Source organism: Sphingomonas faeni (assembly GCF_024273235.1).
In the GTDB taxonomy this organism is placed as follows: Bacteria; Pseudomonadota; Alphaproteobacteria; order Sphingomonadales; family Sphingomonadaceae; genus Sphingomonas; species Sphingomonas faeni_A.
On record NZ_JANBVH010000056.1, the window covers coordinates 1 to 22379 of the forward strand.

Consider the following 22379-nt stretch of genomic DNA (forward strand, 5'->3'; position numbering starts at 1 on the left):
TCCCGCGGCGGCCGTTTCCACTCGTCCGCGGCGTGATTGAGCACGAGATATAGCAGCTTCATCGCGGCGTCGTCACCGGGGAAGTGACCCCGGGTGCGGACGGCGCGCCGGATCTTCGAATTCAAAGCCTCGATGGCGTTGGTAGTATAGATGATCCGGCCGACGCCCTCGGGAAAGGCGAAAAAGGGCATGACCTGGTCCCAGTGCCGCCGCCAGCTCATGGCGATGGCTGGATGTTTCTGGCCCCAGGGGCCTGCCTCGAACGCCTCCAGCGCCGCCAGGCCGGCCTCGGGCGTCTCGGCGCGATAGACGCTGCGAAGCGCCTGGGCGATCGGCTTGCGATCTTTCCACGACGCAAAGCTCATGCTGTTTCGGATCAGATGCACGATGCAGGTTTGAACGATGGTCTCGGGGAACACGGCGTTGATCGCCTCCGGGAAGCCCTTCAGGCCATCGACGACGGCGATCAGGATGCCGGCGATGCCGCGGTTCTTGAGCTCGTTCATTACCCTGACTCAGAACTTGGCACCCTCGGTCTGCTCGATCCAGATGCCGAGCACCTCCTTCGTGCCGTCCGGCTGGATGCCCAGCGCGATGTACACCGCCTTATTGCGGACGAACCCCTCGTCGCGGATCTTTACACGGATCGCGTCAAAGAACATTAGCGGATAGCAGGTGTCGAGCGGGCGACCCTGCCATTCGGCGACCGTCTCCAGCACGGCGTCGGTAACCGTCGAGATCAGATCCGGCGACACGTCGATGCCGTAAAGCTCTTCGAGATGCCCCCGAATCTCGCGCACCGTCATGCCGCACGCGTACATCGAGATGATCTTGTCGTCGAAGTCGGGGAAACGGCGCTGGTATTTGGTGATCAGCTTCGGATCGAACGTCCCCGCGCGATCCCGCGGCACGTCCAACGTCACCTTCGACGTGCCCGTCAGCATCGTCTCTCGCGACGAGCCGTTGCGCCGGTTGATTGCGCCTGCGGCCCCTTCATTTTCCAGATGATCGTCCAGCTCTGCTGACAGCATGCGCTCAGAGAGCGCCTTCTTCAGATCGCCGAGCAGCCGCGTAACCGCAACACGGCCTGGTCGCGTCAGATGCGCTTCGACATGATCTGCGAGGCAAACGGGATCGAGCACCGGCTCACCAAACCGCACCACCCGTGGACCAACGGTCAGGTCGAGCGGATGAACCGCACCATCAAGGAGGCGACCGTCAAACGCTTCCACTACGAGAGCCATAACCAGCTGCGGACGCACCTCGCCGACTTCATGGCCGCCTATAACTTCGCCCGCCGGCTCAAGACGCTCCACGGGCTCGCGCCCTACGAATACATCGCCAAGATCTGGACGTCAGAGCCAGACTTGTTCATCGTCGACCTGATCCACCAAATGCCGGGACCAAACACCTAAGCGGGAATTTCTCACAAATAATGGACCAATCCGCAGGGCTCAGGTCAGAGCGCCGGAAACTTACCTTCAGCCCGGATGAGAAACCGGGGGACCCTCAAACGCCATCGCCTCAAGGCAGCCTTGGATCAACCAGCGATCACGCCCTCAACTTTGTAACGGGGGCTTACAGGCACCGCGGCTCGCCGTGTCGGACCGCACCAGTGGCTTGACCGCGGATCGCGGGCGTCTACATCGACTGTGTGAGCGGAAGCGCAGACCATTCGGCAGACGACGGTCGCCGCTCAAGGGTGCTTACCTCGCTGATCCAAACCTACAGCGTGCCGCTGAGCCGCTATTTCAACCGGCGCATAGCAATGCAGCAGGATGTCCCTGATCTCGTACAGGAGGTATTCTTGCGCCTCAGCCGGCTGCCGGACCCCGATGATATTCGCCAGCGCGACAGCTTCATCTTCGTCACCGCGGCTAACGTGCTGAAGGATCGTGCACGGCGCGATCAGGTGCGCGGGGTCGGCCTGTCCGATCCGATCGACGATTTTTCCCTGGAGGGTTCGGACTTTGCGCCGGATCGCGTCTTGGAGAGCAGGCGGATCGCCGAGGCGCTGGCCGGCGCGCTCGCCGAACTGCCGGAACGCACGCGCGATGTCTTCGTGCTGAGGATGCTGGAGGGCATGAAGATGGCCGCTGTCGCGCATACCATGGCTATTTCGACGCGCGCCGCGGAGAAGCACCAGGCACGCGCGCTGGCGCATGTCGCCCAACGGCTGAAGGATTGGCGCGGTGACTGATCCGCGCCTGATCGACGCGGCGGGCTGGGCCGAACGGCTCGAGGGCGATCCGAGTGCGGCGACGCGGGCGCGCTTCGCCGCTTGGCACGCTCAGCCGGGCCATTGCGAGGCCTGGGCGGTGGTGACGGCGGCGCACAAGGCGGTGACCGACGTGGCGGATCACTCCGATCTGCTGGCGCTGCGTCATGCCGCAGTCGCCCGAGTGGCGTTGGCCCGCCCTCCGGCGCGGCTGGCGCCTTGGGCGTGGGCGGCAGCGGCCTGCGCGGTGGCCGCGGCGCCGCTCGCCTGGTGGCAGTATCCCGCGCGCGCGCCCGCCGTTCAGGTTGCGGCGGCACCGGTCTATCGTACGGCGGTCGGGCAGCGGCTGATGGTGACACTGAGCGACGGATCGCGGCTGACGCTGGACACCGCCAGCCGGGTGCGCGTCGCCTATACCGCGACCGAGCGCCGGCTCGTGCTGGAAGAGGGCCAGGCGCTGTTCGAAGTCGCCAAGCATCAGTCGCGGCCGTTCGTGGTCGCCGCGGGCGGGCGATCGGTGACCGCGCACGGGACCTCATTCGACGTCCGCCTGCATCCCGGCGCGGTGCAGGTCGCGCTGGTCGAGGGCAAGGTGATCGTCGCCGGGGGTGGTGCAGCTCCCGTCGCGCTCGCTCCCGACGACGTGCTGACCGCGTCCGAGCTCGGCGTGTCGGTGCGGCACGTGCCCGGCCTCCCGCAGAGGCTGGCGAGCTGGAGCGAGGGGCGGCTGGTGTTCGAAGACGAAACGCTGCAGCAGGCGGTCGCCGAGATGAACCGCTATGCGACGCCGGGCATCGCCATCGCGGATGCAGCTGCCGCCCGCATCCGAATCAGCGGTTCGTTCCGCACCGGCGACGTCCGGCCGTTCCTCGATGCCTTGCGGATCGGATTCCCGGTGACGGTCCGCCGGGATCGCGACGGCCGCACGATCATCGGATCGCGACCGTAGAAAAAGATTGCGGCGCGCGGTTCGGGTTTTGGCAGCCGCTGCGTCTCTATTCCTGACCGACCCCGGCAGAGGGATCGGACGAAAAGGGAGGATAGGACCATGACGTCGAAGAACAGGGCGCTGTTGCGCGGGGCGATGATGACCGCGGTGGTGCTGGGCGCCAGCAGCATGCCCGTCGGCGTCACCGCACAGGCCGCCCCGATCGGCGTCCGCATCGCCCGCCAGGACATGAGCGATGCCTTGCTCACCTTCTCGCGCCAAAGCGGCAAGCAGATCCTGTTTTCCCCGACGCTGGTCCGCGGCAAGACCGCCCGCGCGGTCGCCGGACGGATGGACGTGCGCGATGCGCTGACCACGATCCTGCGCGGATCCGGCCTCACCCACCGGATGACCCCCGGCGGCGCCTATCTGATCGTCGCGGAGCAGGAGCAGGTCGCGCCGGCGACGGCCGCGGCGCAGGCCGGCGCGACGCAGACCGACGGCACCACCGCGCAGGCGGTGTCGGCGACCGAAGAGCCCGCCGAGGACATCGTCGTCATAGGCACCGCAGGGGCCGGCACCCGCCGCCAAAACGCCGCGTTCGCGGTCACCACGATCGACGGTGCGCTCGCCCAGCGGCTCGGTACGGCTAGCACCGCCGAAGTGCTGCGTGCGGTGCCGGGCGTCAGCACCGAATCCTCGGGTGGCAAGACCGGCGCCAACATCTTCGTGCGCGGTTATCCGTCGGGCGGCGACGCCGAATACGTCACCTTCCAATCCGAAGGCGTGCCGTTCTTTCCGCCGCCGACGCTGTCGTTCCTGGAGAATACCCAGCTGATCCGCATCGACGAGACGATCCAGCGGGTCGAGGCGGTGCGCGGCGGTACCGGTGCGCTGTTTTCCAACGGCCAGCCGGGCCTGACGATCAACCTCGTCCAGCGTGAAGGCAAACAGACGCCCGATGCGATGCTGAAGCTGTCCGGTACCGACTTCGGCGAATTCCGCGTCGACAGCTACGTCTCCGGTCCGATCGACGCCAACACCACATACATGGTGGGCGGCTATTATTCGACCTCACGCGGCATTCGCGATGCGCAGTTCGAGGCGGAGCGTGGCGGCCAAATCACCGCGAACATCCGCCACGATTTCGACAAGGGTTCGCTGCTCGTCTTCGGGCGCTACCTGGACGATCGCGGCCAGTGGCTGCTGCCGATCCCGGTGGTGCAGGACGGCGACAAGATCCGCGAATATGCCGGCTTCGACGCGGGCACCGGCACCCTGGTCGGCCGCGACACGCGGATCGGGGTACGCAACGACGGCAGCCGCGTCGACCTGGCGGATGGCCGCAGCGCGCGTATCTATAATATCGGCGGCAACTTCGATTACGAACTGGCCCACGGGATCACCGTTCGCGATCGTGGCAGCTGGTTGGAGGGCGATGCCGACACCATCGGCCTGGTGCCCGGCGGCACCCCGCCGATCTCCGCCGCCGCTTATGCCGCGGGTCGTGGCGGTACGATCGGTTCGCTGACCTTCGCCACCGGCGGCGGCGCCGCGTCGCCGAACCAGCAGGTGGTCGAGGCCGGGCTGTGGAGCGTCGAGAAACATATCCAGGCGTTCGTCAACGATTTCGCGCTGGAATGGAAATCGGGACGCAATACGCTGACCGGCGGCGTCTATTATTCGCGCTACAAGTCGCGCGATCGCTGGAACCTCGGCAACAGCATGCTGCTGACCGCGGAGCCGAACGCGCGCCGCCTGAACCTGACGCTGGCGGACGGGCGGATCGTAACCCGCGACGGTTTCACCAGCGGTTCGACCTTCAAGGTCAATGCGCGCTACACCGGTGAGGATCTCGCCGGCTATGCGGTCGACGAACTGCAGATCACCGATCAACTGCGCATCGATGGCGGCGTCCGCTGGCAACGGCATTCGGTCGACGGAACGCTGGAGAATCTTGCAGCGAGCGTGCCTGCGGCGGGCGCGGACGGCAGTGCCAGGACGCTGTACGACAATGGCGATGCGCAGCTCAACGGCACGTTCCGCACCATCCGCTATCGGGGCGATGCCTGGTCGTGGACCGGCGGCGTCAATTACGACCTGACGCGACAGGTGGGCGCCTTCATCCGCTACAGCCGCGGCAACAGCTTTCCGTTCTTCGACAATCTGCGCGACGGCATCGACGTCGCGCCGCAGGTCGACAGCTACGAAGGCGGGGTGAAGGTATCGACCGGTATCGCCAACCTGTACGCCACGGTGTTCCACAACACCTTCGACGGATTGGCGACGACGGTCATCACCAGCGGTGCACCGATCGCCTCGATCGGCGGCGCCAAAGCGACCGGCGTCGAGCTGGAGGGGCAATTGCGCCCGTTTGCCGGCTTCACGCTCAGCGGATCGGCGACCTATCTCGATGCGACCTATCGCGACTTCTTCACCGATGGCGGGCGCACCGACCTTACCGGCAATCGCGTCCAGCGTCAGCCGAAATGGCAGTGGCGGGTGACGCCGGCCTATGACGTCGCGCTCGGCGGCGACACCAAGGCGGGCGTGTTCGCTACGATCGGCTATGTCGGCGACCGCTTCTCCGACATCCAGAACGCGCAGGTCCTGCCCAATTATTACAAGCTGGATGCCGGGCTGACGCTGGATCTCAACCGCCAGATCCAGTTCCAGGTGATCGGTGACAACCTGACCGACGAGATTGGGCTGACCGAGGGCAATCCGCGCACGCTCGGTGCGCAGGGCAGCGGCACGATCCTTGCCCGGCCGATCGTGGGCCGTTCGATCCGCTTCGCCGCCGCCTTCCACTTCTGATAGTCCCCCGCTGGGCCGGTGCCTAAACAGGGCATCGGCCGTTTTGTCCGCGGATCAACTGACCGGGAAACCACGCGACGTGATGAACATGCTGTCCCGTATCGCCATGACGGCGTCGTTGTCGCTGCCCGCGATGGCTGCCGCACAGGTGGCATCGCCGACGATCGCCAATCCTTCGCCCGCCGACATCTATGGCGGGCTGTTCGACGCGGTGCAGCAGCAGCGGGTGTTCGCGGACGGCAAGACCTTCGTCGATGCGCTGCCGAAGCGAGAGGCTGCGGCGATCCTCGCCGACTACGCCCGCACCCGGCCGCAGGGCGCGGCGCTGAAAGCGTTCGTGCTCGCAAATTTCATCGTGCCCGGCGAGAACGATCGCGGTACCTCCGATCTGCGCACCCACGTCCGCACGCTGTGGCCGCAGCTCGTCCGCCAGCCGGTCGTGCCGGTCGCTGGCAGCTCGGCGCTGCCGCTGCCGGCGCCCTACGTCGTGCCGGGCGGGCGGTTTCGGGAGATCTATTACTGGGACAGCTATTTCACCATGCTCGGGCTGAAGGCCGATGGGCAGCAGCCGCTGGTCGAATCGATGCTCGACGATTTTACCAGCCTGATCGAACGCTACGGCCATATCCCCAACGGCACGCGCACCTATTACCTCTCCCGGTCGCAGCCCCCGTTCTTTGCGTTGATGCTAGACCTGTCGGAGAACAAGGACCCGGCGGTCGCAGCGCGGCGGCTGAAGGCGCTGCGCGGGGAGCATGATTACTGGATGAAGGGGGTAGGGTGCGTCACCGCGCGCGCCGCCTGCCTGCGGGTCGTCCGCATGCCGGACGGCAGCCTGCTCAACCGCTATTACGACGATCGCGACACCCCACGCGATGAGTCCTACGCCGAAGACGTGGCGACCGCCGCCAAGGCGGCACCGCGCGCCGCCGCCGACACGCAGCGCGCGTTGCGTGCCGGTGCGGAAAGCGGCTGGGACTTCAGTTCGCGCTGGCTGCGCGATCCGCAGTCGCTCGCGACGATACATACCACCGACATCGTACCGGTCGACCTCAACAGCCTGTTGTTCGCGATGGAGCGCCGCATCGCCGATGGATGCAGCGCGGCGGCCGATGTCGCCTGTGGGACGCGCTATGCCGGCCTCGCGACGCAGCGCAAAGCGGCGATTGACCGCTATCTGTGGCAGGCGACCATCGCTCGCTATGCCGACTGGGACCTATCCACGGCCAGGCCCACCAACAGCGTCAACGCCGCGATCCTGTTTCCGCTGTTCGTTGGCATCGCCTCGCCCGCTCAGGTGAAGGCGGTCGCCGCGACGACGCGGAACGCACTGCTGGCGACGGGTGGCCTGCGTACGACGACGCTGAGCACCGGGCTGCAATGGGATGAGCCCAACGGCTGGGCGCCGCTGCAATGGGTGGCGATCGCAGGCCTGGCGGCGAACGGCGAGGCGATGCTGGCGAAGGAGATCGCGATGCGTTGGCTCGGCACCGTCCAGGCCGCCTATGAAGACACCGGCAAGATGCTGGAGAAGTACAACATAGAGGCACGTACACCAGGCGGCGGCGGAGAGTATCCGGTGCAGGACGGCTTCGGATGGACAAACGGGGTGACGAGTGTCATTTTGGATCGCTACCCGGATTTAAGAGCCCGGCCGAAAATTGAGTTTGGCGATTTCAGTGGCTTGTGATTCACCGAGGGTTGCGAAGACCACGGGGATCACATGGGCTGGTCCAAAACCGCTCGCCGCGAGCATGACAGAAGCGGCTTGCGCTATGCAAGCGACTACACGGATGAAGAATGGGCCGTATGCCGCCCGTCCGAGGACGGCAACCGTATGAAAAAGGGCCCTTATCGGGGACCTTTTCATATCGTCACCGCACGCCTCAGTTGGCCTGCTTTTCCGTCCCGATGGCCCGGTTTTGCTCCTCCGTTAGAGGCCGCCACTTCGCGACGCCTGCATCGCTCATGCGCACCCGACTCTTCATTACGTTTTCTAACCATTCCGTCCGTACCTGACCGTTCATCGTTTCGAGAAGCGATGCGGCACAGCGCTCATGCAGCGGCGTCAGGTCTGGCAAGCCCATCGTCCGGCCCGCCCGTCTGGGATCAGATCAATTCTACCGTCACCGTCGTCGGGCACCGCCCCTTGAACAGACCTATGGCGCGCTGCATAGCCCAGCACGATCCGCCGCGCGAGAGGACCAGCATGACCGTGACCATCCAGATCCAGACACTCGACGGCCAAGGCGCGTTCGACGCTTATGTTGCCGAACCGGCTTTACCGCCGAAAACGGCGATCATCGTCATTCAGGAGATATTCGGAGTTAATGCGGGCATTCACAGCAAGTGCGATCGTCTGGCGGCAGAAGGATATCTGGCGCTGGCGCCGGATCTGTTCTGGCCGATCGCACCGGGCATCCAGCTCGATCCCGACGTTCCGGAACAGATGCAGCAAGCGCTCGGCTTGATGGGCAAGTTCGATCAGGATGCGGGCATCCGTGACATCGAGGCGACGATCCGCACTGCACGGGGGCTGCTTGCCGGCGGTGTGGGCAAAGTCGGCGTGGTCGGCTATTGCCTGGGCGGCCGGCTCGCCTTCATGACCGCGGCACGGACGGACGTGGATGCCTCCGTCGGGTATTACGGGGTCGGCATCGATGGCCTTCTTCGGGAATCACACGCCATCACCAAGCCGGTGTTGCTGCACATTCCAGAGGAGGATCATTTCGTGAACAAAACGGCGCAGGCAGCAATGCATGACGGCCTTGACGATCATCCTAAGGTTACACTGTACGACTATCCAGGCGAGGACCACGGCTTTGCGACCGAGTTCGGTGCCCGCAGGTCGGATGCCGCCGCGCAACGCGCGGATGCCCGTACAGCCGCGTTTTTCGCCGAGCATCTCGCCTGAGCGCCTGCCGGATGGCAGCACGACTCGCCGGTGCCGGATTATGCATACTCTTCATCCGGAACGATCGGCATGCAGGCCGCTCGCCGCGAAATCAAAGGGGCAGCAGAGAGGCCGTCCGCGCAGCAGCCAGACGACGATCAGGCTAGCCGCGACGACGAAGGCAAGCGGCTGTCCAGCGAATTGCGCGTTGCGACTCCACCGTCGGGTAAAGATCTTGGCGAGCATTATTCCGCCTTTTCCGGGTCAAGTTCAGCATGCGCGCTGAGCAGCAGCGCGGGTGCGAACCGGATGAGCGTAGGCGCGTGTTAGCGTTTCGTGCGAAAGACCAGCAGCAGGGTGTAGCCGCACAGCAGCGCAAGCCCGAACCAGGTCAGCGCGTACACCAGATGGTTGTTGGGGAAGGAAACCACGGTGAGCCCGCCGAGCGGCCATCCGCCAGGGTTTGGGCTAGCGTCAGCGTCGATGAAGTACGGAGGGACAGAGGCCAGGCCGCGCGCTCGGGCAATGGCCGCAACGTCGCGAGAGTACCAGCGATCCTGTTCAGGCCGGTTTGGCCGCAGTACCCGTCCGCCCGGCTCGGTGAGCCGCAGAAGCCCGGTAACTACGGCAGGCTTGGCAGGCAGCGCCTGCGCCCTGGTGGTGCGGTTTGTCCTATCCGGAGGAACGAAGCCCCGATTGACGAGGATGAACGTCCCGTCCGCGATCCGCAGCGGGGTCAACACCCAATAACCGTTGCCCTGTTCGGTGACGGCCTCAACGAGGGTCTCGCGATCGTGCACGAAACGGCCGGTGACAGTCACGCGGCGGTATTGCCACTCCGCTGGCCCCCTCCGGCGCCACTCGTTCGCGGAGGGCGCTACCGCTGGCGGCGCATGGATCCGTTCGTCCACCGCCGCGATTAACGCCAACTTCCAGGTGCGCCGCTCGACCTGCCAGACGCCAAGCGCCGTGAACAGCAGCATGCCGGCGAGCGCCAGCCCGACTAGAAGCAGCCGCTTCATTATGGACCGGTGCCCTTGCTACCGGCGTAGGCCGGTCAGCGAACCGGGCCCATGTGCGCGCCGGGCATTGGCATCATGTTGGTGTTGAGGTGGAACATGACCCAGATCGACCCGCCGATGGTGATCACGACGATCACTGCCGTGAAAAGGAAGGCCAGCAGCGTCCAGCCGCCCTCCGAGCGCGTGTCGAGGTGCAAGAAGCAGATCACGTGAACCGCAATCTGGCTCACCGCGAGGGCGAAGATCACCGCGGCCATCCAGCCGGGCGCGGGTCCTGACTGCGACATCACCAGCCAGAAGGGCACCACGGTGAGCACGATCGCGAGCAGCGATCCCACGCGATAGCCGAGCCGGCTGCCGTGCCCGTGCGTGTCGCCATGCGCGTGCAGCGCGGCGTCATAGGGTTCGGTGCTCAACGGATTACTCCATACAAATAGACGAAGGTGAAGACCCCGATCCAGATGATGTCGAGGAAGTGCCAGAACATCGATAGGCAGATCAGCCGCCGCTTCATGGGCTGAATCAAGCCGTGCTGGCCGAGCTGGATCAGCGAAGCAGCAATCCAGATGAGGCCGACCGTCACGTGCGCCCCGTGGGTGCCCACCAGCGTGAAGAAGGCGGACAGGAAGGCGCTGCGCTGCGGCCCCGCACCTTCGGCGATCAGGTGCGAGAACTCGTAAAGCTCGACACCGACGAACGCCAGGCCAAGCAGACCGGTGATCGCCAGCCAGAAGCGGGTCGGCCCGACCCGGCCGGCCTCCATGTGCGGCATGGCCTCGCCGAAGGTGATCGAGGAGGCGAGCAGGAACGCCGTGTTGAGCGCGACGAGTTTGAGATCGAAGATCTCGCGCGGCACGGGACCGCCGGCGTAGCTCGTGCTCACCACCCCGAACATCGCGAACAGCGAGGCAAAGATGAGCGCGTCGCTCATCAGGTAGATCCAGAAACCAAGCACGGTGGCGCCGTTGCCGCCGTGATCATGGTCCTCCTCTTCGGCGAGGTGCCAGGTTGTGCGCGCCCCACGGGCGTCGATTGCGTGCTCGGTCATGTCAGGCTCCAGCGGCCAGCAGCTGCCGCCGCTCGCTTTCCGTCCGCGTCACTTCATCCTCCGGGATGAAATAGTCGCGCTTGAGGTTGAAGGTGTGGCCAACAGCGACGACCAGCAGGCCGGCAAAGCTCAGCGCGGCGAGCCACCACATGTACCAGACCATGCCAAAGCCGAGCGCAAGCGCGAGACCGGCGAGGATCACGCCGCTGCCGGTATTGCGCGGCATGTGGATGGGGCGGAAGCCCTCCTTGGGCCGCTCGTAACCGCGCGCCTTCATGTCGTACCAGGCATCAAGATCGTGGACGACGGGCGTGATCGCAAAGTTGTACTCTGGAGGAGGCGAGCTGGTCGACCATTCGAGCGTGCGGCCGTTCCACGGATCGCCCGTCGTGTCCGCCAGCTGCTTCCGCTTCACGAAGCCCATGACGATGCTCATCACGAAGCCGAGGATGCCGACCAGGATTATAAGGGCGCCGATTGCCGCGATCACGAAGTAGGGCTGGATGCTCGTGTCATCGAAGTGATGAACACGCCTTGGCTCGCCCATCAGACCGACGACGTAGATCGGCGTCCACGCGATCCAGTAGCCGATCACCCATCCCCAGAATGCCACCTTGCCCCAGAACTCGTCGAGCTTGAAGCCGAACGCCTTGGGGAACCAGTAGGTCATGCCCGCGAAGAGCGCGAAGACGACGCCGCCAATGATGACGTTGTGGAAGTGGGCCACGAGGAACAGCGAGTTGTGGAAGACGAAGTCGGCCGGCGGGATGGCGAGCAGTACCCCGGTCATGCCACCGACGGTGAACGTCAGCATGAAGGCGACGACCCACCACATCGGAAGCTCAAACCGGATGTCGCCCTTGTACATGGTGAACAGCCAGTTGAAGATCTTCGCGCCCGTCGGGATCGAGATCACCATGGTGGCGATGCCGAAGAAGCTGTTGACGGTCGGGCCAGCACCCATGGTGAAGAAGTGATGCAGCCAGACGAGATAGGAGAGAATCGTGATGACTACCGTCGCGTAGACCATCGACGAATAGCCGAAGAGCGGCTTGCCCGAGAAGGTTGCGGTGATCTCCGAGTAGATGCCGAAGGCGGGGAGAACGAGGACGTAGACCTCCGGGTGACCCCAGATCCACACCATGTTCCAGTACATCATGGGCGCGCCGCCGAGCTCGTTGGTGAAGAAGTTTGTGCCGACGTAGCGGTCGAGCATCAGGAGGAAGAAGGCCGCCGTCAGCGCCGGGAAAATGGCGATGGCCAAAACGTTCGAGCAGAGCGCCGTCCAGCAGAAAACCGGCATTTTCATCATGGTCATGCCGGGCGCGCGCATCTTGATGATGGTCGCGACCATGTTGATCGCAGACAGGGTTGTGCCGACGCCCGCTATCTGTAGCGACCATAGGTAATAGTCGACGCCCGTATCGGGGCTGTATGCGAGTTCGGCGAGCGGTGCGTAGGAGAGCCAGCCGGTGCGGGCAAACTCGCCAACGAACAGCGAGATCATCACCAGCACCGCGCCCGCGGCCGTCAGCCAGAAGCTGAGATTGTTCAGAAAAGGGAACGCGACGTCGCGCGCGCCGATCTGGAGCGGCATGACGAAGTTGATGATGCCGACCACCAGCGGGATCGCCACGAAGAAGATCATGATCGTCCCGTGCGCGGTGAAGATCTGATCGTAATGGTGCGCGGGCAGATAGCCTTCGTTTGCTCCGAACGCCACCGCCTGCTGTGCCCGCATCATGAGCGCGTCGGAGAAGCCCCGCAGCAGCATGATGATGCCAAGAATGATGTACATGATGCCGATCTTCTTGTGATCGACGCTCGTGAACCACTCGCCCCAGAGGTAGCCCCAGAGGCGATACTTGGTGACGGCACCCACGATGCCGAGCCCCAGGAGGGACACGACGATGAAGGTGGTGAGCAGGATCGGCTCATGGAACGGGAAAGATTCCCAGGTCAGCCGACCGAAGACGGATTTGAGCAATGAGTCAGACATCGTGCTTCCGTTCGCGGGGGGTCAGGCCCGCACGGCGCGGGTGGCGCCGGGGACGGGGAGGGGGGTGATCGCGGACATGTCGCGGTTGCGCTGGTCACCGGGCTTCTGCTGGCCGGGTGCGCCGGGCTTCTCAGGCTTGGTGACGTTCGGACCGGAGCCCTTGTCCTCTGGCGCCTTCTGGAGCGCCGGCACCGGCTTCTCGCCCATGATCGGCGCAGCACCGCGCCCCGGCGCCATGCCGGCGCCCATGCGGTGATCGTCGGGGTTGCCGCCGCCGCGCGCCATGTCGCGGGCCATCACATCGACCATGCAGGGCTTGCCGGGCTCGACGCAGCGGTTGACGATCCGGTCGAACAGGCCGGATTGCACCGAGGCGAACCGCATCACGGGCACCTTCTCGCTGGGCTTGGCGAGCGCGATATAGTTGGCGGTCTGAAGCGTGCCGCCTCCTGCCTTTATACGGGCAACCCAACGGGCAAAGTCGGCTGGGGTCTGGCCATAAAACTTGAACCGCATGTCCGAATAGCCGCGGCCGGTGTAATTGCCCGAATAACCTTCGCTCGTGACCGGCTTGTTGATGACGGCGTTCAGCTCGGACTTCATCGTCGGCATAGCGTAGACCATGCCTGCCAGCGTCGGCACGTACAGGGTGTTGAACTGGTCGGTCGAGGTGATCGAAAAATGCACCGGAACATCGACCGGCAGCGCAAGCTCGTTCACCGTAGCGATGCCGAGGTCCGGGTAGACGAACAGCCATTTCCAGTCGAGCGCGATCGCCTGCACCTCGAGGGGCTTGGTGCCGGCGGGAACCGGTCTGCCCGGGCCGAGCCGCTCCAGCGGCCGGAAAGGATCGAGCAGATGCGTGCTCGTCCAGGTCACGGCGCTGAGCGCGATGATGATCAGGAGCGGGCACGCCCATATGACCAGCTCCAGCGTCGTCGAATGGTCGAATTTGGGGTCGTAGGTCTTGTTGGCGTTACCGCGCCGGTATTTGCGCGCGAACACCACCGTCAGCGCCATGACCGGCACGATGATGAGCAGCATCACGCCTGTCGAAAACAGGATGAGGTCGCGCTGCTGGACGGCGATGTCGCCGGCCGGGTTCATGACGACCATGTCGCAGCCCCCGAGCATCGCCGGCAGCGCCAAAAGGGGCAGGCGCAAGGCCCTTCGAATGCGGTTGGATCCTGTTCTTAGCATGCTCGCTCGCTAACCCTCCCTCCCTCGACCGACTTTGACTCGGATCAAAGGTGTATCGTTTATCAATGGCTAGGGTGAACCATCAGCCGGCAAGATCGTTGCGATCCCGCGTCGCAAACCGGTTGGTGACGGAACGGAGGACGAACAGGGATGGTTGCCAGCACCCTCGGCACGGCGAACTCGACAACCCTCGAGCGGGACGCCCGGCTGATCAATGCCCGAGAGCATGAAGTTCGTCCAGGCGATATCGCGGTTGGCGTGATCATCGGTCGCTCGACCGAGTTCTTCGACTTCTTCGTGTACGCTATTGCGTCTGTTTTGGTCTTCCCCAGCCTAATCTTCCCCTATGTCAATGCGCTCACGGGCACGCTCTACTCGTTCGCGATCTTCGCGCTCGCGTTCATCGCCCGCCCGATCGGGGCGTTCGTCTTCCTCTGGGTTGATCGTCGTCACGGTCGCGGCGTCAAGCTCACTATTGCCATGTTCCTACTCGGCGGCTCCACTGCTGCGATGGCGTTCCTGCCGAGCCATGCTCAGGTCGGCGGCGTGGCAGCGGTCCTTCTCGCGATCTTCAGGCTTGGCCAGGGGTTCGCGCAGGGCGGTACCTGGGACGGTCTGCCCGCGTTGCTTTCACTCAACGCGCCGCAGAACCGCCGCGGCTGGTTCGCGATGATCCCGCAGCTCGGCGCACCGATTGGCCTGTTCGTGGCCGCGGCGGTATTCGCCTTTCTCCTGACGACGCTCAAAACGGCCGATTTCTTGGAATGGGGCTGGCGCTATCCGTTCTTTGTCGCGTTCGTCATAAACGTCGTGGCGTTGTTCGCCCGTCTCCGCCTCATCTCGACGCCAGAATTCGAGGAACTGTTCGAAAGCCGCGAACTCCAGCCCTCGCCGGTGACGCAAATGTTTCGGGAGGAGGGACGCACGGTCGTCCTCGGCGCGTTCGCGCCGCTCGCCAGCTTCGCGCTGTTTCACCTCGTTACCGTTTTCCCGCTGTCCTGGGTGGTGCTGACCTCGGGCGAAAGCGCGGTGCATTTCTTGGTCATCGAGATGGTAGGTGCGGTTGTCGGGCTTTTGGCCGTGGCTGCTTCGGGCACCATCGCAGACCGGATCGGGCGGCGCACGCTCCTGGGTGTCTCAGCCGCGCTGATCGGGGCCTATAGCGGCTTCGCGCCGCAACTGCTGGGGCGCGGTCCGAGCGGAGAGTGGGTCTATATGATCCTCGGGTTCGTCCTTCTCGGGATATCCTTCGGGCAGTCGTCCGGTGCGACCAACAGCAGCTTCTCTCCCCGCCACCGCTACACAGGCGCGGGGACGACGGCCACGGCGTCGTGGTTCATCGGTGCAGCGTTTGCGCCGCTGGCTGCGCTGCTGCTCGCGAGTAATTTCGGCCTCATTTTCGTGGGTGCTTATCTGCTGTCGGGCGCGGCTTGCACGCTTGGTGCCCTGGCGCTCAATCGTGAATGGGGTCGCAAGACCGCCTGAGGACCTGACATGACTGACTCTCACGACGCACAGCACGCGCAGCCCCTTCGCCACCTGGTGGTGCTGGCCAACCCCGCGCCTCAAGGCTTCGACCACGCCATCGTCGACGCCTACCGCGAGGTTGTCGAAAGCCATCACCAGCACGTACTGGTGCGCGATCTCTATGCTGTCGACTTCGATCCGGTGCTCCGCGCGGTCGAGCGGCCCACCGAGCCGGGTTGGCTGCCGGCACCCGACGTGGCGGCGGAACTCGACCATGTGCGCACATGCGACATCATCGTCTTCGTCTACCCAATCTGGTTCGGGCTGCCGCCTGCCATGCTCAAGGGCTATGTCGATCGGGTGCTGGGCGCCGGCTATAGCTTTCGGGACGTGCACGACGCCAAGGGACACCCGCTGGTCGAAGGCAAGCCGCTCCTCTCGTTCAGCACGTCCGGCACGTCGCTGCCTTGGCTGAATGAGCAGGGGCAGGTGCTCTCGCTGAAGGAGATCTTCGACGTCTACCTGATGCGCGGGCTTGGCCTGAGCCAGGCCGAGCATATCCGGATCGACTCCGTAGTGCCAGACATGAAGCCGGCCTATGCAGCCGAGCAGCTCGAGCGCGTCCGTGCAGCGGCGGAAAAGACCTGTGCCAACCTGGCTGCCGGCCACTACCGCGAACAGGCGCAAGCGGCGCTTCGCCGGCGGCAGGATCACGCCGGCTCTGCCTGAGAAAAAACGGGCCGGCAGAGATCCGATGAACTCCTCTACAGCCCACAGCGTTTAGTGGTCAGAGGAGCGATCGATGAAAGAGGTATACGACGAGCCTTCGACGGCGAAGGCGAATCATGGGCTGGTCTCAGTGACGGGCCCCGACAGCGTCGATGTCGTGATGACGCCGAAGGCAGCGTTGCGCACGGCCGAGCGGATCAGCAGCGCGGCGGTCAAAGCGATCGTGGAGGAGCACGGCCGCCCACCCGGCGACCGCCACTGAAACCATTAGGCTTGTAGCGCCGCGAGTGGCGCGTGAAGCGACCAGACGAGCCCGCTCGGAAGTTCGTCGACGCCGCCGACGCCGCCCAGCCGCCGCGGGGTCGCTACCGCGAGCAGACGCTCACTCCATGCGTCCAGGGGCGGTCGAACCTGCGGACCGTCGCGTTCGGCCCATTGCAGCCAGATATGGGGCTGCTCCACCGCGTTGATCTCCCATCGGAGCGACACATAGCCGTTGCGGCCGCTCAATGCCCCGCAGCTCAGCGAGTGCACTTCGAGTTCGTGAACAGCCAACGCAATGGCGGCGGCCGTACTCGGTCCGACCGCGACGGGCGCACCGACGATGCGCACGCGACTGCTGTGTCCGTCAGCCAGCGCGAGCTCGACCAGCGTCTGTAAGTCGGTAACGTGTGCCTCGGGTTGAACGATCAGATCGCTGATCCTGCTGAGCAACGCGACGCGGGCTGCCACTTCCTGGCCTTTGACGAGGAGGGGCTCGTCACTCTCCATCGCCTGACTGGTGAGTGCGGACACCATCGTGAGCAGGTTGCGGAGCGCATGACGGGCACCATCCACTGGAATAAAGCCGTTCGCCGGCGGCTGGCCCGCGCATGGCAGCGCGAGCTTGTCCACAATATCCTCGAACTCATCCTCGAGCCGGACTTGCGTGCCATCGACGAACCGAACGGTCGTGGTGGTGCCGTCGCAGCAGAGATGCGACACCGCCGAGGGGCTGATCGCGATCCGTCGACCGTCGACCAGGGCAAACGTAGTGTCATCGATCCCCGTACTTTCGAGGCGCATCAGCTCCGGATCGGCGTCCAAGGCACCATCCGTCTCCACTTCCGTCGACGCGTCGAGCGCGTCGGAGAGAAGGCACGCGAAGACGCTGCTGCCGGCGTTCGCAGCGTCCAGTAAGCCAAGTGCTCGTCGCACGAGCACCACCGCCGTTCGCTCCGCTGCCTTCGAGTCCATCATGATCCTCTTCTTCCCCCGCTTGTCTACCGCCCCGCTTCATCACGGCAAGGGGCCGACCTCGCACCCTCCTTTAGAAAGAACCGCTCGGCTTTGATCGCGGTCAAAGTCTTCTGCGCGGGCCGCGATCATGGCTTAGAGCAGGAGGGTCTGCTTTGGAACATATCGTTATCGAGCGCCGGGTTCTGCCCTTTCGGCGCAACTGGCACGTCGTCAACGAGGTCGACCTGGCGCCCTTGCTCGCCGACCACGCCGCGGTCCGACGTATGTGTCAGCGCGCGGAAGACCTGGCCGACCAACTTTCAGAGGGTCCGGGGCTTGAGCAGCGGGGAAACCTCGCCGAGACCGTGCGCTGCTGCATTCGCGATCACGTGAAGGTAACGGGCAATTGTCTTGAACAATTGTTCGGCGGAGAGGCCTTGCGTTTCGGCCAAGGTGTGCTCGCGCGCATCCTGCTGGATCAGATCTCCGATGCGGTGCATGCGGAGGATGTCATCGAGCTGCTCCAGAGGGAGACGCTCGAGCCCGAGAAGATCGACATGCTGAGCTATATGCTGCGCTGCTTGTTCGACAACTACCGCCGCGCGATCGACTTCGAGGAGCTGACGCTGCTGAGTTTGGCCGGAACGCGTCTGTCGGCTGAGGCGCGGCTGGCGCTCGAGCACAGCCTGGAGCGCGGCGGGACCGCTTGACCTAGGCTGCCGCGAGCGCTTCCAGGGCGCCGCGATCAGAGATCGTTACGGCGCGCGGGCCTGGGAGGCTGATGATGCCCGCGGTCTTGAGACGTGTGAGCTGGCGGCTCACGGTCTCGATCGTGAGACCAAGGACGTCGGCCATCTGGCCGCGGGTCAAAGGAAGGTCAAAGGTCAACGGCGCGCCGGCACTCGCCCGGCATCCCGCGCCCCCGACCTTGGTAGCCATTTCCAGGAGAAAGTCGGCGACACGCTCGCCAGCGGTCTTGCGCGAGATCATCAGCATGCGCGCCCGTGCCTCCTGGAGCGCGGTCAACGTCCGCTGCAACAGCAGCCGTTCCATGCGGATATGGTCGTCGAGCACATGTTCGAACTGACGCCGCGGAAAAACACACAGCTCGACGTCGGTCAGCGCCTCGACCGTGTGATCGGCTTCCTCCGCATAGGGTCGGCCGACGAAGTCGGCCGGGTAGAGCAGCCCGACACACTGCTCGCGACCGTCCGGAGTGGACGTCGCGAGCTTGAGCATGCCGTCCAGCACGTTGCCGCAGATGACGCTCTGATCCCCCGCCCAAATGATCGTCGAACCGCGGAGATAGCGACGGCGCTCGCCGATTCCGTTAAGCGCCTTGAGTTCGCGATCGTCGAGGCTACCGCATAAGGCTGCATCGCGAACCGCACATTCCGAGCAGATATCCGAACTTGCCATGCCGCCATCTTAGCGGTGGACGAGGGGATTGTCCTCTTTTCAATGATCAACCGTGCATCGAGCCGGGCAGGTGGGGCCGTCGCCTTTCTTCGGAAACGATGATGGACGTGCGAGCTGCGCGTGGGCGTGACTTAGAGCCTGATCCCTAGCCCCACGCCGACCACCAGCGGATCGAGATGCAACGAGACCTGCTGCGTTCCGATCGCCGTAGTCCGCAGGCGCACTTTGGTATCGATGTCTATATATTTGACGTCCACGTTTACGAACACCTTGCGCGTGATGTCGACGTCGATGCCCGCTTGCGCGGCCCAGCCGAAACTGTCGCTCATATGCACGTTGGTCTGGCCGACCGCCTTCACGAGGCCGTCCGATGCCTTCTCGGTCCAGAATATGGTGTAGTTCAACCCGGCTCCGACATAGGGCCGAACGTGGCTGGTCGGTGCGAAATGATATTGCGCGGTCAGCGTCGGCGGCAGCACCCAGGTCGATGCAAGCCGGCCGATCGAGCCCGTGGTTCCCGTTCGCCCGTCGGCATGATGCTTCGTCGTCGACGCAATCAGCTCGAAGCCAAGGTGATTGGTGGCCATGTAGGTGGCGTCGACTTCAGGCATGAAGCTGTTGTCGACACTGGCCTTTTCGCCTGTGAACGCCGGAAGGACGCTGCCCGAGCGCTCATTGGGCGCGACCATAATCGCGCGCAGCCGGACGAGCACGTCACCTGCGGCGACGCCTGTCCGATCATCAGGCGAGGGCGCACTCTGCGCTGCTGCGGGGCTCGTCACCAGAAGCGCGCACACCGCTACTGCTGCGCTTGAAACCAGATTCCGCATCATCGTCTACTCCATTCTTGATGGCGCAGCAGCTATGATGAGGTCGCAAGAACCGCTTTGACGCGAGTCAAAGACGGTTGTGGGGAGGTCAGGCAGTTTTCGCTCATGTGGACCTATTACCCCGACCTGCTCGCCAAGCCGGTGCCGCGCTACACGAGTTACCCGACCGCTGCCGAGTTCACCGAAACAGTAGCGTCGGCCGACTTGGAAGCCGGGCTCGCGGATCTGCCCGCTGAAGAGCCGCTCTCGCTTTACGTTCACATTCCCTATTGCCGGGAAATCTGCTGGTATTGTGGCTGCAATACCGGCGCTGCCACGCGAGAGGCGCGCCTATCCGCCTATGTGGACCGTCTTCACGACGAAATCGATCTGTTCGCCGCGAAGCTTGGGCCCCGGGGTGTCGTTGGACGAATAGCATTCGGGGGCGGAAGCCCGAACGCGATCGCGCCGGAAGTCTTCCTGAGGCTGGTCGACCGGATCAAGACGGCATTCCGCCACGACCGGCCGGTGATCTCGGTCGAGCTCGACCCGCGCGGGTTCGACGAAAAATGGGCCGCGGCGCTGGCGACCGCCCAAGTCGAGCGGGCAAGCCTCGGCGTCCAGACGTTCGATCCCGCCATCCAGGCGAGGATCGGGCGCGTGCAGCCCGCCGAGCTGATTGAGCGGACGGTCTCCTTGCTGCGCACGGCGAGTATCACGTCGCTGAACTTCGACCTGATGTACGGCCTGCCGGGCCAGACCGGCCGGGAATTGGAAGCGAGCCTCGCGGCAGCGCTGGCCCTGGCACCGGATCGGCTCGCCGTTTTCGGCTACGCGCATGTCCCGCAGATCTTGCCTCGGCAGCGCCGGATCGATGCCTCACAGCTGCCGAGCGCGCGTGATCGGTTCGACCAGGCCGCGCTTGCTCATCGCGTTCTGACCGGGAAGGGATATCAGCCGGTCGGTTTCGATCATTTTGCCACGCCCGCTGACCCCCTGGCGAGCGCAGCGCGTAACGGCACTCTTCGCCGCAACTTCCAGGGCTTCACCGACGATCGGGCCACATGCCTGCTTGGGCTTGGCGCGAGTGCGATCAGCAGCTTTCCGGACCGTCTGCTTCAGAACGAGAAGAATACCGGCCGCTGGCATCTCGCGCTCGGCGCCGGCCGCTTCGCAACGCACCGCGGTGTGCTACGCACCCCGGAGGATCGCGCGCGGGGAACGATCGTCGAGGATATCCTGACCCACGGCGCTGCCGATCTGTCGCCCCTGACCGGCAGATCATGCGTACGCGCCTTGCTGCTAGATTTCGAAGCACGCGGGCTGCTGCGCTGGCGCGGCGAGTCGATCGTGCTTGCGGAAGGTGGCTTGCCCTATGCGCGCGCGATCGCCGCCCGTCTCGACCAGTATCGCGGCGAAAGCATCGGTCGCTTCAGCCATGCCGTTTGAGGGTCCTTCCGCCGCGCCGGTGAGCGCCGCTCGACCCGCCGCGCGCGCTTCCGCGGTTCATTTCTGCGGGCTGTGCGATCAAGTCGGCGAAAGCGAGCGCCGGGCACTGCGCAGGATTGGGCTGCGCCAGCTCATTCGATCGGGCGACCCGTTGATCTGCTCCACCGCGGGCGATGCCATCGTCGGCAGTCTTACGTGGGGCGTGCTGGCGGTAGTTCGGTCCGATGGCAGCGGTGCCCAGAGCGTCGGCCTCGTCTTTCCCGGCGAGATCGTCGGTGATCCCTTTGGCTCGCCTGCGAATGCCGCGGTGCGCGCATTGACCGACGCCCAGCTCTGCACCTTCCCACGATCTGCGTTGGAGCAAGTCTCGCGTGACTACCCGGTTGTGCAACGGGCGCTTCTGCGCTGTGCCTTGCACAGCTTGTCCGAGGCGCGGCGCTGGCTGCTGATCATCGGTCGGCAAAGCGCTCGCGAGCGAGTGGTAGCCTTCCTCCTCGAATTCGCACGACGACAGCGGGCCGGCGCACCGAGCGGCGACACACTCGATCTGCCGCTAAAGAGGGGGAGCATCGGCGATCTCCTGGGGCTATCGATCGAGACGATCAGCCGCCAATTGCAGGGGCTGGCGCGGGCCGGCTTGATCGCTCTCCCGAGCCGCCGCACTATCGAACTGGTGGACCGTGCTGCGCTCGAGCGCCTTGTCGGTGGGAGGCGATCAACGATCGAGCGAGTGATGCCATGACGGAGGGAGGTGGTGCCGGTTTTCTGGGCAGGAGGCTAAGCTATCCCGGACGTGAAGGATGGCCGGCAATGCGGGATGGCGGGCACCGTCCTACGGTAGCGTGCGCAGCATCGTGGGCGGAATCAATCCGGCGATGGCGACACTGGCGCATGAGGGCGCAGCCGCGTTCCGCGACAAGTACGAGCTGGTGCATCGGCGCCGGGCCGCCAAGCCGAACGCGACATGGCAGGCCGATCACACGCAGCTCGATATCCTGATCCTCGACGCCAGCGGCAAGGAAGCGCGACCATGGCTGACGACGGTGGTGGACGATCATTCACGGGCGGTGGCCGGCTACATGGTGATGCTGGGCGCACCGTCCGCCCTTAGAGCGGTTTCCGCCCGATGTGAGTCGATCAGGGATTCCCATAGATGTGCCGAT

Annotated in this window: 21 protein-coding genes and 3 pseudogenes; 13 read left to right on the forward strand and 11 right to left on the reverse strand. The window is 64.7% G+C overall.

Features of this window, described 5'->3' with window-relative positions; all coding sequences use genetic code 11:
• A pseudogene (locus NLI89_RS20200) lies at positions 1–1100 on the reverse strand (IS256 family transposase); the annotation flags it as partial.
• A 27-nt stretch (positions 1101–1127) separates the two neighbouring features.
• Between NLI89_RS20200 and NLI89_RS20205 the strand changes: the two are divergent.
• From NLI89_RS20205 to treF, 5 genes and pseudogenes are all read left to right on the forward strand, one after another.
• Positions 1128–1415 (forward strand): annotated as a pseudogene (locus NLI89_RS20205) (integrase core domain-containing protein); the annotation flags it as partial.
• Positions 1416–1702: 287 nt separating this feature from the next.
• Positions 1703–2200 (forward strand): RNA polymerase sigma factor, encoded by a 498-nt coding sequence (locus tag NLI89_RS20210; protein ID WP_368077311.1) that lies wholly within the window; start codon positions 1703–1705, stop codon positions 2198–2200.
• Positions 2193–3167 carry a FecR family protein gene (locus NLI89_RS20215; protein WP_254688597.1) on the forward strand — a complete coding sequence of 325 codons (975 nt, stop codon included), beginning with the start codon at positions 2193–2195 and terminating at the stop codon, positions 3165–3167. Before NLI89_RS20210 ends, NLI89_RS20215 begins: the two co-directional genes overlap by 8 nt.
• Before the next feature lie 99 nt (positions 3168–3266).
• Positions 3267–5963, forward strand: coding sequence for a TonB-dependent receptor domain-containing protein (locus NLI89_RS20220; protein WP_254688598.1), 2697 nt, complete (start codon positions 3267–3269; stop codon positions 5961–5963).
• 82 nt (positions 5964–6045) lie between these two features.
• On the forward strand, positions 6046–7653 hold the full coding sequence (treF, locus tag NLI89_RS20225; protein WP_302675892.1) for an alpha,alpha-trehalase TreF: 1608 nt from the start codon (positions 6046–6048) through the stop codon (positions 7651–7653).
• Between the two features lie 196 nt (positions 7654–7849).
• Here the strand turns inward: treF and NLI89_RS20230 are convergent, their stop codons facing one another.
• Positions 7850–8044, reverse strand: coding sequence for a hypothetical protein (locus NLI89_RS20230; protein WP_254688599.1), 195 nt, complete (start codon positions 8042–8044; stop codon positions 7850–7852).
• A 128-nt stretch (positions 8045–8172) separates the two neighbouring features.
• Here NLI89_RS20230 and NLI89_RS20235 point away from each other — a divergent pair, with 128 nt between their 5' ends.
• Positions 8173–8877 (forward strand): dienelactone hydrolase family protein, encoded by a 705-nt coding sequence (locus NLI89_RS20235; RefSeq protein WP_254688600.1) that lies wholly within the window; start codon positions 8173–8175, stop codon positions 8875–8877.
• A gap of 51 nt (positions 8878–8928) precedes the next feature.
• Here the strand turns inward: NLI89_RS20235 and NLI89_RS20240 are convergent, their stop codons facing one another.
• The 6 genes from NLI89_RS20240 to cyoA form a co-directional block, all read right to left on the reverse strand.
• Entirely contained in the window at positions 8929–9102 is a 174-nt protein-coding gene (locus NLI89_RS20240) for a hypothetical protein (RefSeq protein ID WP_254688601.1), read from the reverse strand.
• 80 nt (positions 9103–9182) lie between these two features.
• Positions 9183–9878 carry an SURF1 family protein gene (locus tag NLI89_RS20245; protein ID WP_254688602.1) on the reverse strand — a complete coding sequence of 232 codons (696 nt, stop codon included), beginning with the start codon at positions 9876–9878 and terminating at the stop codon, positions 9183–9185.
• A gap of 35 nt (positions 9879–9913) precedes the next feature.
• On the reverse strand, positions 9914–10294 hold the full coding sequence (cyoD, locus tag NLI89_RS20250) for a cytochrome o ubiquinol oxidase subunit IV (protein ID WP_254688603.1): 381 nt from the start codon (positions 10292–10294) through the stop codon (positions 9914–9916).
• Complete coding sequence (gene cyoC / locus NLI89_RS20255) at positions 10291–10926, reverse strand: cytochrome o ubiquinol oxidase subunit III (RefSeq protein ID WP_254688604.1); 636 nt, start codon at positions 10924–10926, stop codon at positions 10291–10293. Before cyoC ends, cyoD begins: the two co-directional genes overlap by 4 nt.
• A 1-nt stretch (position 10927) precedes the next feature.
• Positions 10928–12925: a cytochrome o ubiquinol oxidase subunit I gene (gene cyoB, locus NLI89_RS20260; RefSeq protein WP_254688605.1), complete on the reverse strand. Its 1998-nt coding sequence runs from the start codon at positions 12923–12925 to the stop codon at positions 10928–10930.
• A 21-nt stretch (positions 12926–12946) separates the two neighbouring features.
• Positions 12947–14089 (reverse strand): ubiquinol oxidase subunit II, encoded by a 1143-nt coding sequence (cyoA, locus tag NLI89_RS20265; RefSeq protein WP_302675893.1) that lies wholly within the window; start codon positions 14087–14089, stop codon positions 12947–12949.
• Between the two features lie 186 nt (positions 14090–14275).
• Here cyoA and NLI89_RS20270 point away from each other — a divergent pair, with 186 nt between their 5' ends.
• From NLI89_RS20270 to NLI89_RS20280, 3 genes are all read left to right on the forward strand, one after another.
• Positions 14276–15610: an MFS transporter gene (locus tag NLI89_RS20270; RefSeq protein ID WP_254688606.1), complete on the forward strand. Its 1335-nt coding sequence runs from the start codon at positions 14276–14278 to the stop codon at positions 15608–15610.
• A 9-nt stretch (positions 15611–15619) separates the two neighbouring features.
• The gene (locus tag NLI89_RS20275) at positions 15620–16321 is read left to right on the forward strand and encodes an NAD(P)H-dependent oxidoreductase (RefSeq protein WP_254688607.1); all 702 of its coding nucleotides are present in this window, start codon (positions 15620–15622) and stop codon (positions 16319–16321) included.
• A 73-nt stretch (positions 16322–16394) separates the two neighbouring features.
• Positions 16395–16583, forward strand: coding sequence for a hypothetical protein (locus NLI89_RS20280; RefSeq protein WP_254688608.1), 189 nt, complete (start codon positions 16395–16397; stop codon positions 16581–16583).
• Between the two features lie 5 nt (positions 16584–16588).
• On the opposite strand, the gene NLI89_RS20285 is transcribed toward NLI89_RS20280, so the two are convergent.
• A complete protein-coding gene (locus tag NLI89_RS20285) occupies positions 16589–17560 on the reverse strand; it encodes an HWE histidine kinase domain-containing protein (protein WP_254688609.1) in 972 nt (323 codons plus the stop codon).
• Between the two features lie 152 nt (positions 17561–17712).
• On the opposite strand from NLI89_RS20285, the gene NLI89_RS20290 reads away from it, so the two are divergent.
• Positions 17713–18249, forward strand: coding sequence for a hypothetical protein (locus NLI89_RS20290; RefSeq protein ID WP_254688610.1), 537 nt, complete (start codon positions 17713–17715; stop codon positions 18247–18249).
• Between the two features lies 1 nt (position 18250).
• Here the strand turns inward: NLI89_RS20290 and NLI89_RS20295 are convergent, their stop codons facing one another.
• Both NLI89_RS20295 and NLI89_RS20300 read right to left on the reverse strand, forming a co-directional pair.
• Positions 18251–18958, reverse strand: coding sequence for a Crp/Fnr family transcriptional regulator (locus tag NLI89_RS20295; protein WP_254688611.1), 708 nt, complete (start codon positions 18956–18958; stop codon positions 18251–18253).
• Between the two features lie 131 nt (positions 18959–19089).
• The gene (locus tag NLI89_RS20300) at positions 19090–19788 is read right to left on the reverse strand and encodes an OmpW/AlkL family protein (protein WP_439144555.1); all 699 of its coding nucleotides are present in this window, start codon (positions 19786–19788) and stop codon (positions 19090–19092) included.
• Positions 19789–19893: 105 nt separating this feature from the next.
• Between NLI89_RS20300 and hemN the strand changes: the two genes are divergently transcribed.
• The 3 genes and pseudogenes from hemN to NLI89_RS20315 all read left to right on the forward strand — a co-directional run.
• Entirely contained in the window at positions 19894–21216 is a 1323-nt protein-coding gene (gene hemN / locus NLI89_RS20305; RefSeq protein ID WP_254688613.1) for an oxygen-independent coproporphyrinogen III oxidase, read from the forward strand.
• Complete coding sequence (locus NLI89_RS20310) at positions 21206–21958, forward strand: Crp/Fnr family transcriptional regulator (protein ID WP_254688614.1); 753 nt, start codon at positions 21206–21208, stop codon at positions 21956–21958. Before hemN ends, NLI89_RS20310 begins: the two co-directional genes overlap by 11 nt.
• A gap of 58 nt (positions 21959–22016) precedes the next feature.
• Positions 22017–22379, forward strand: a pseudogene (locus NLI89_RS20315) (Mu transposase C-terminal domain-containing protein); the annotation flags it as partial.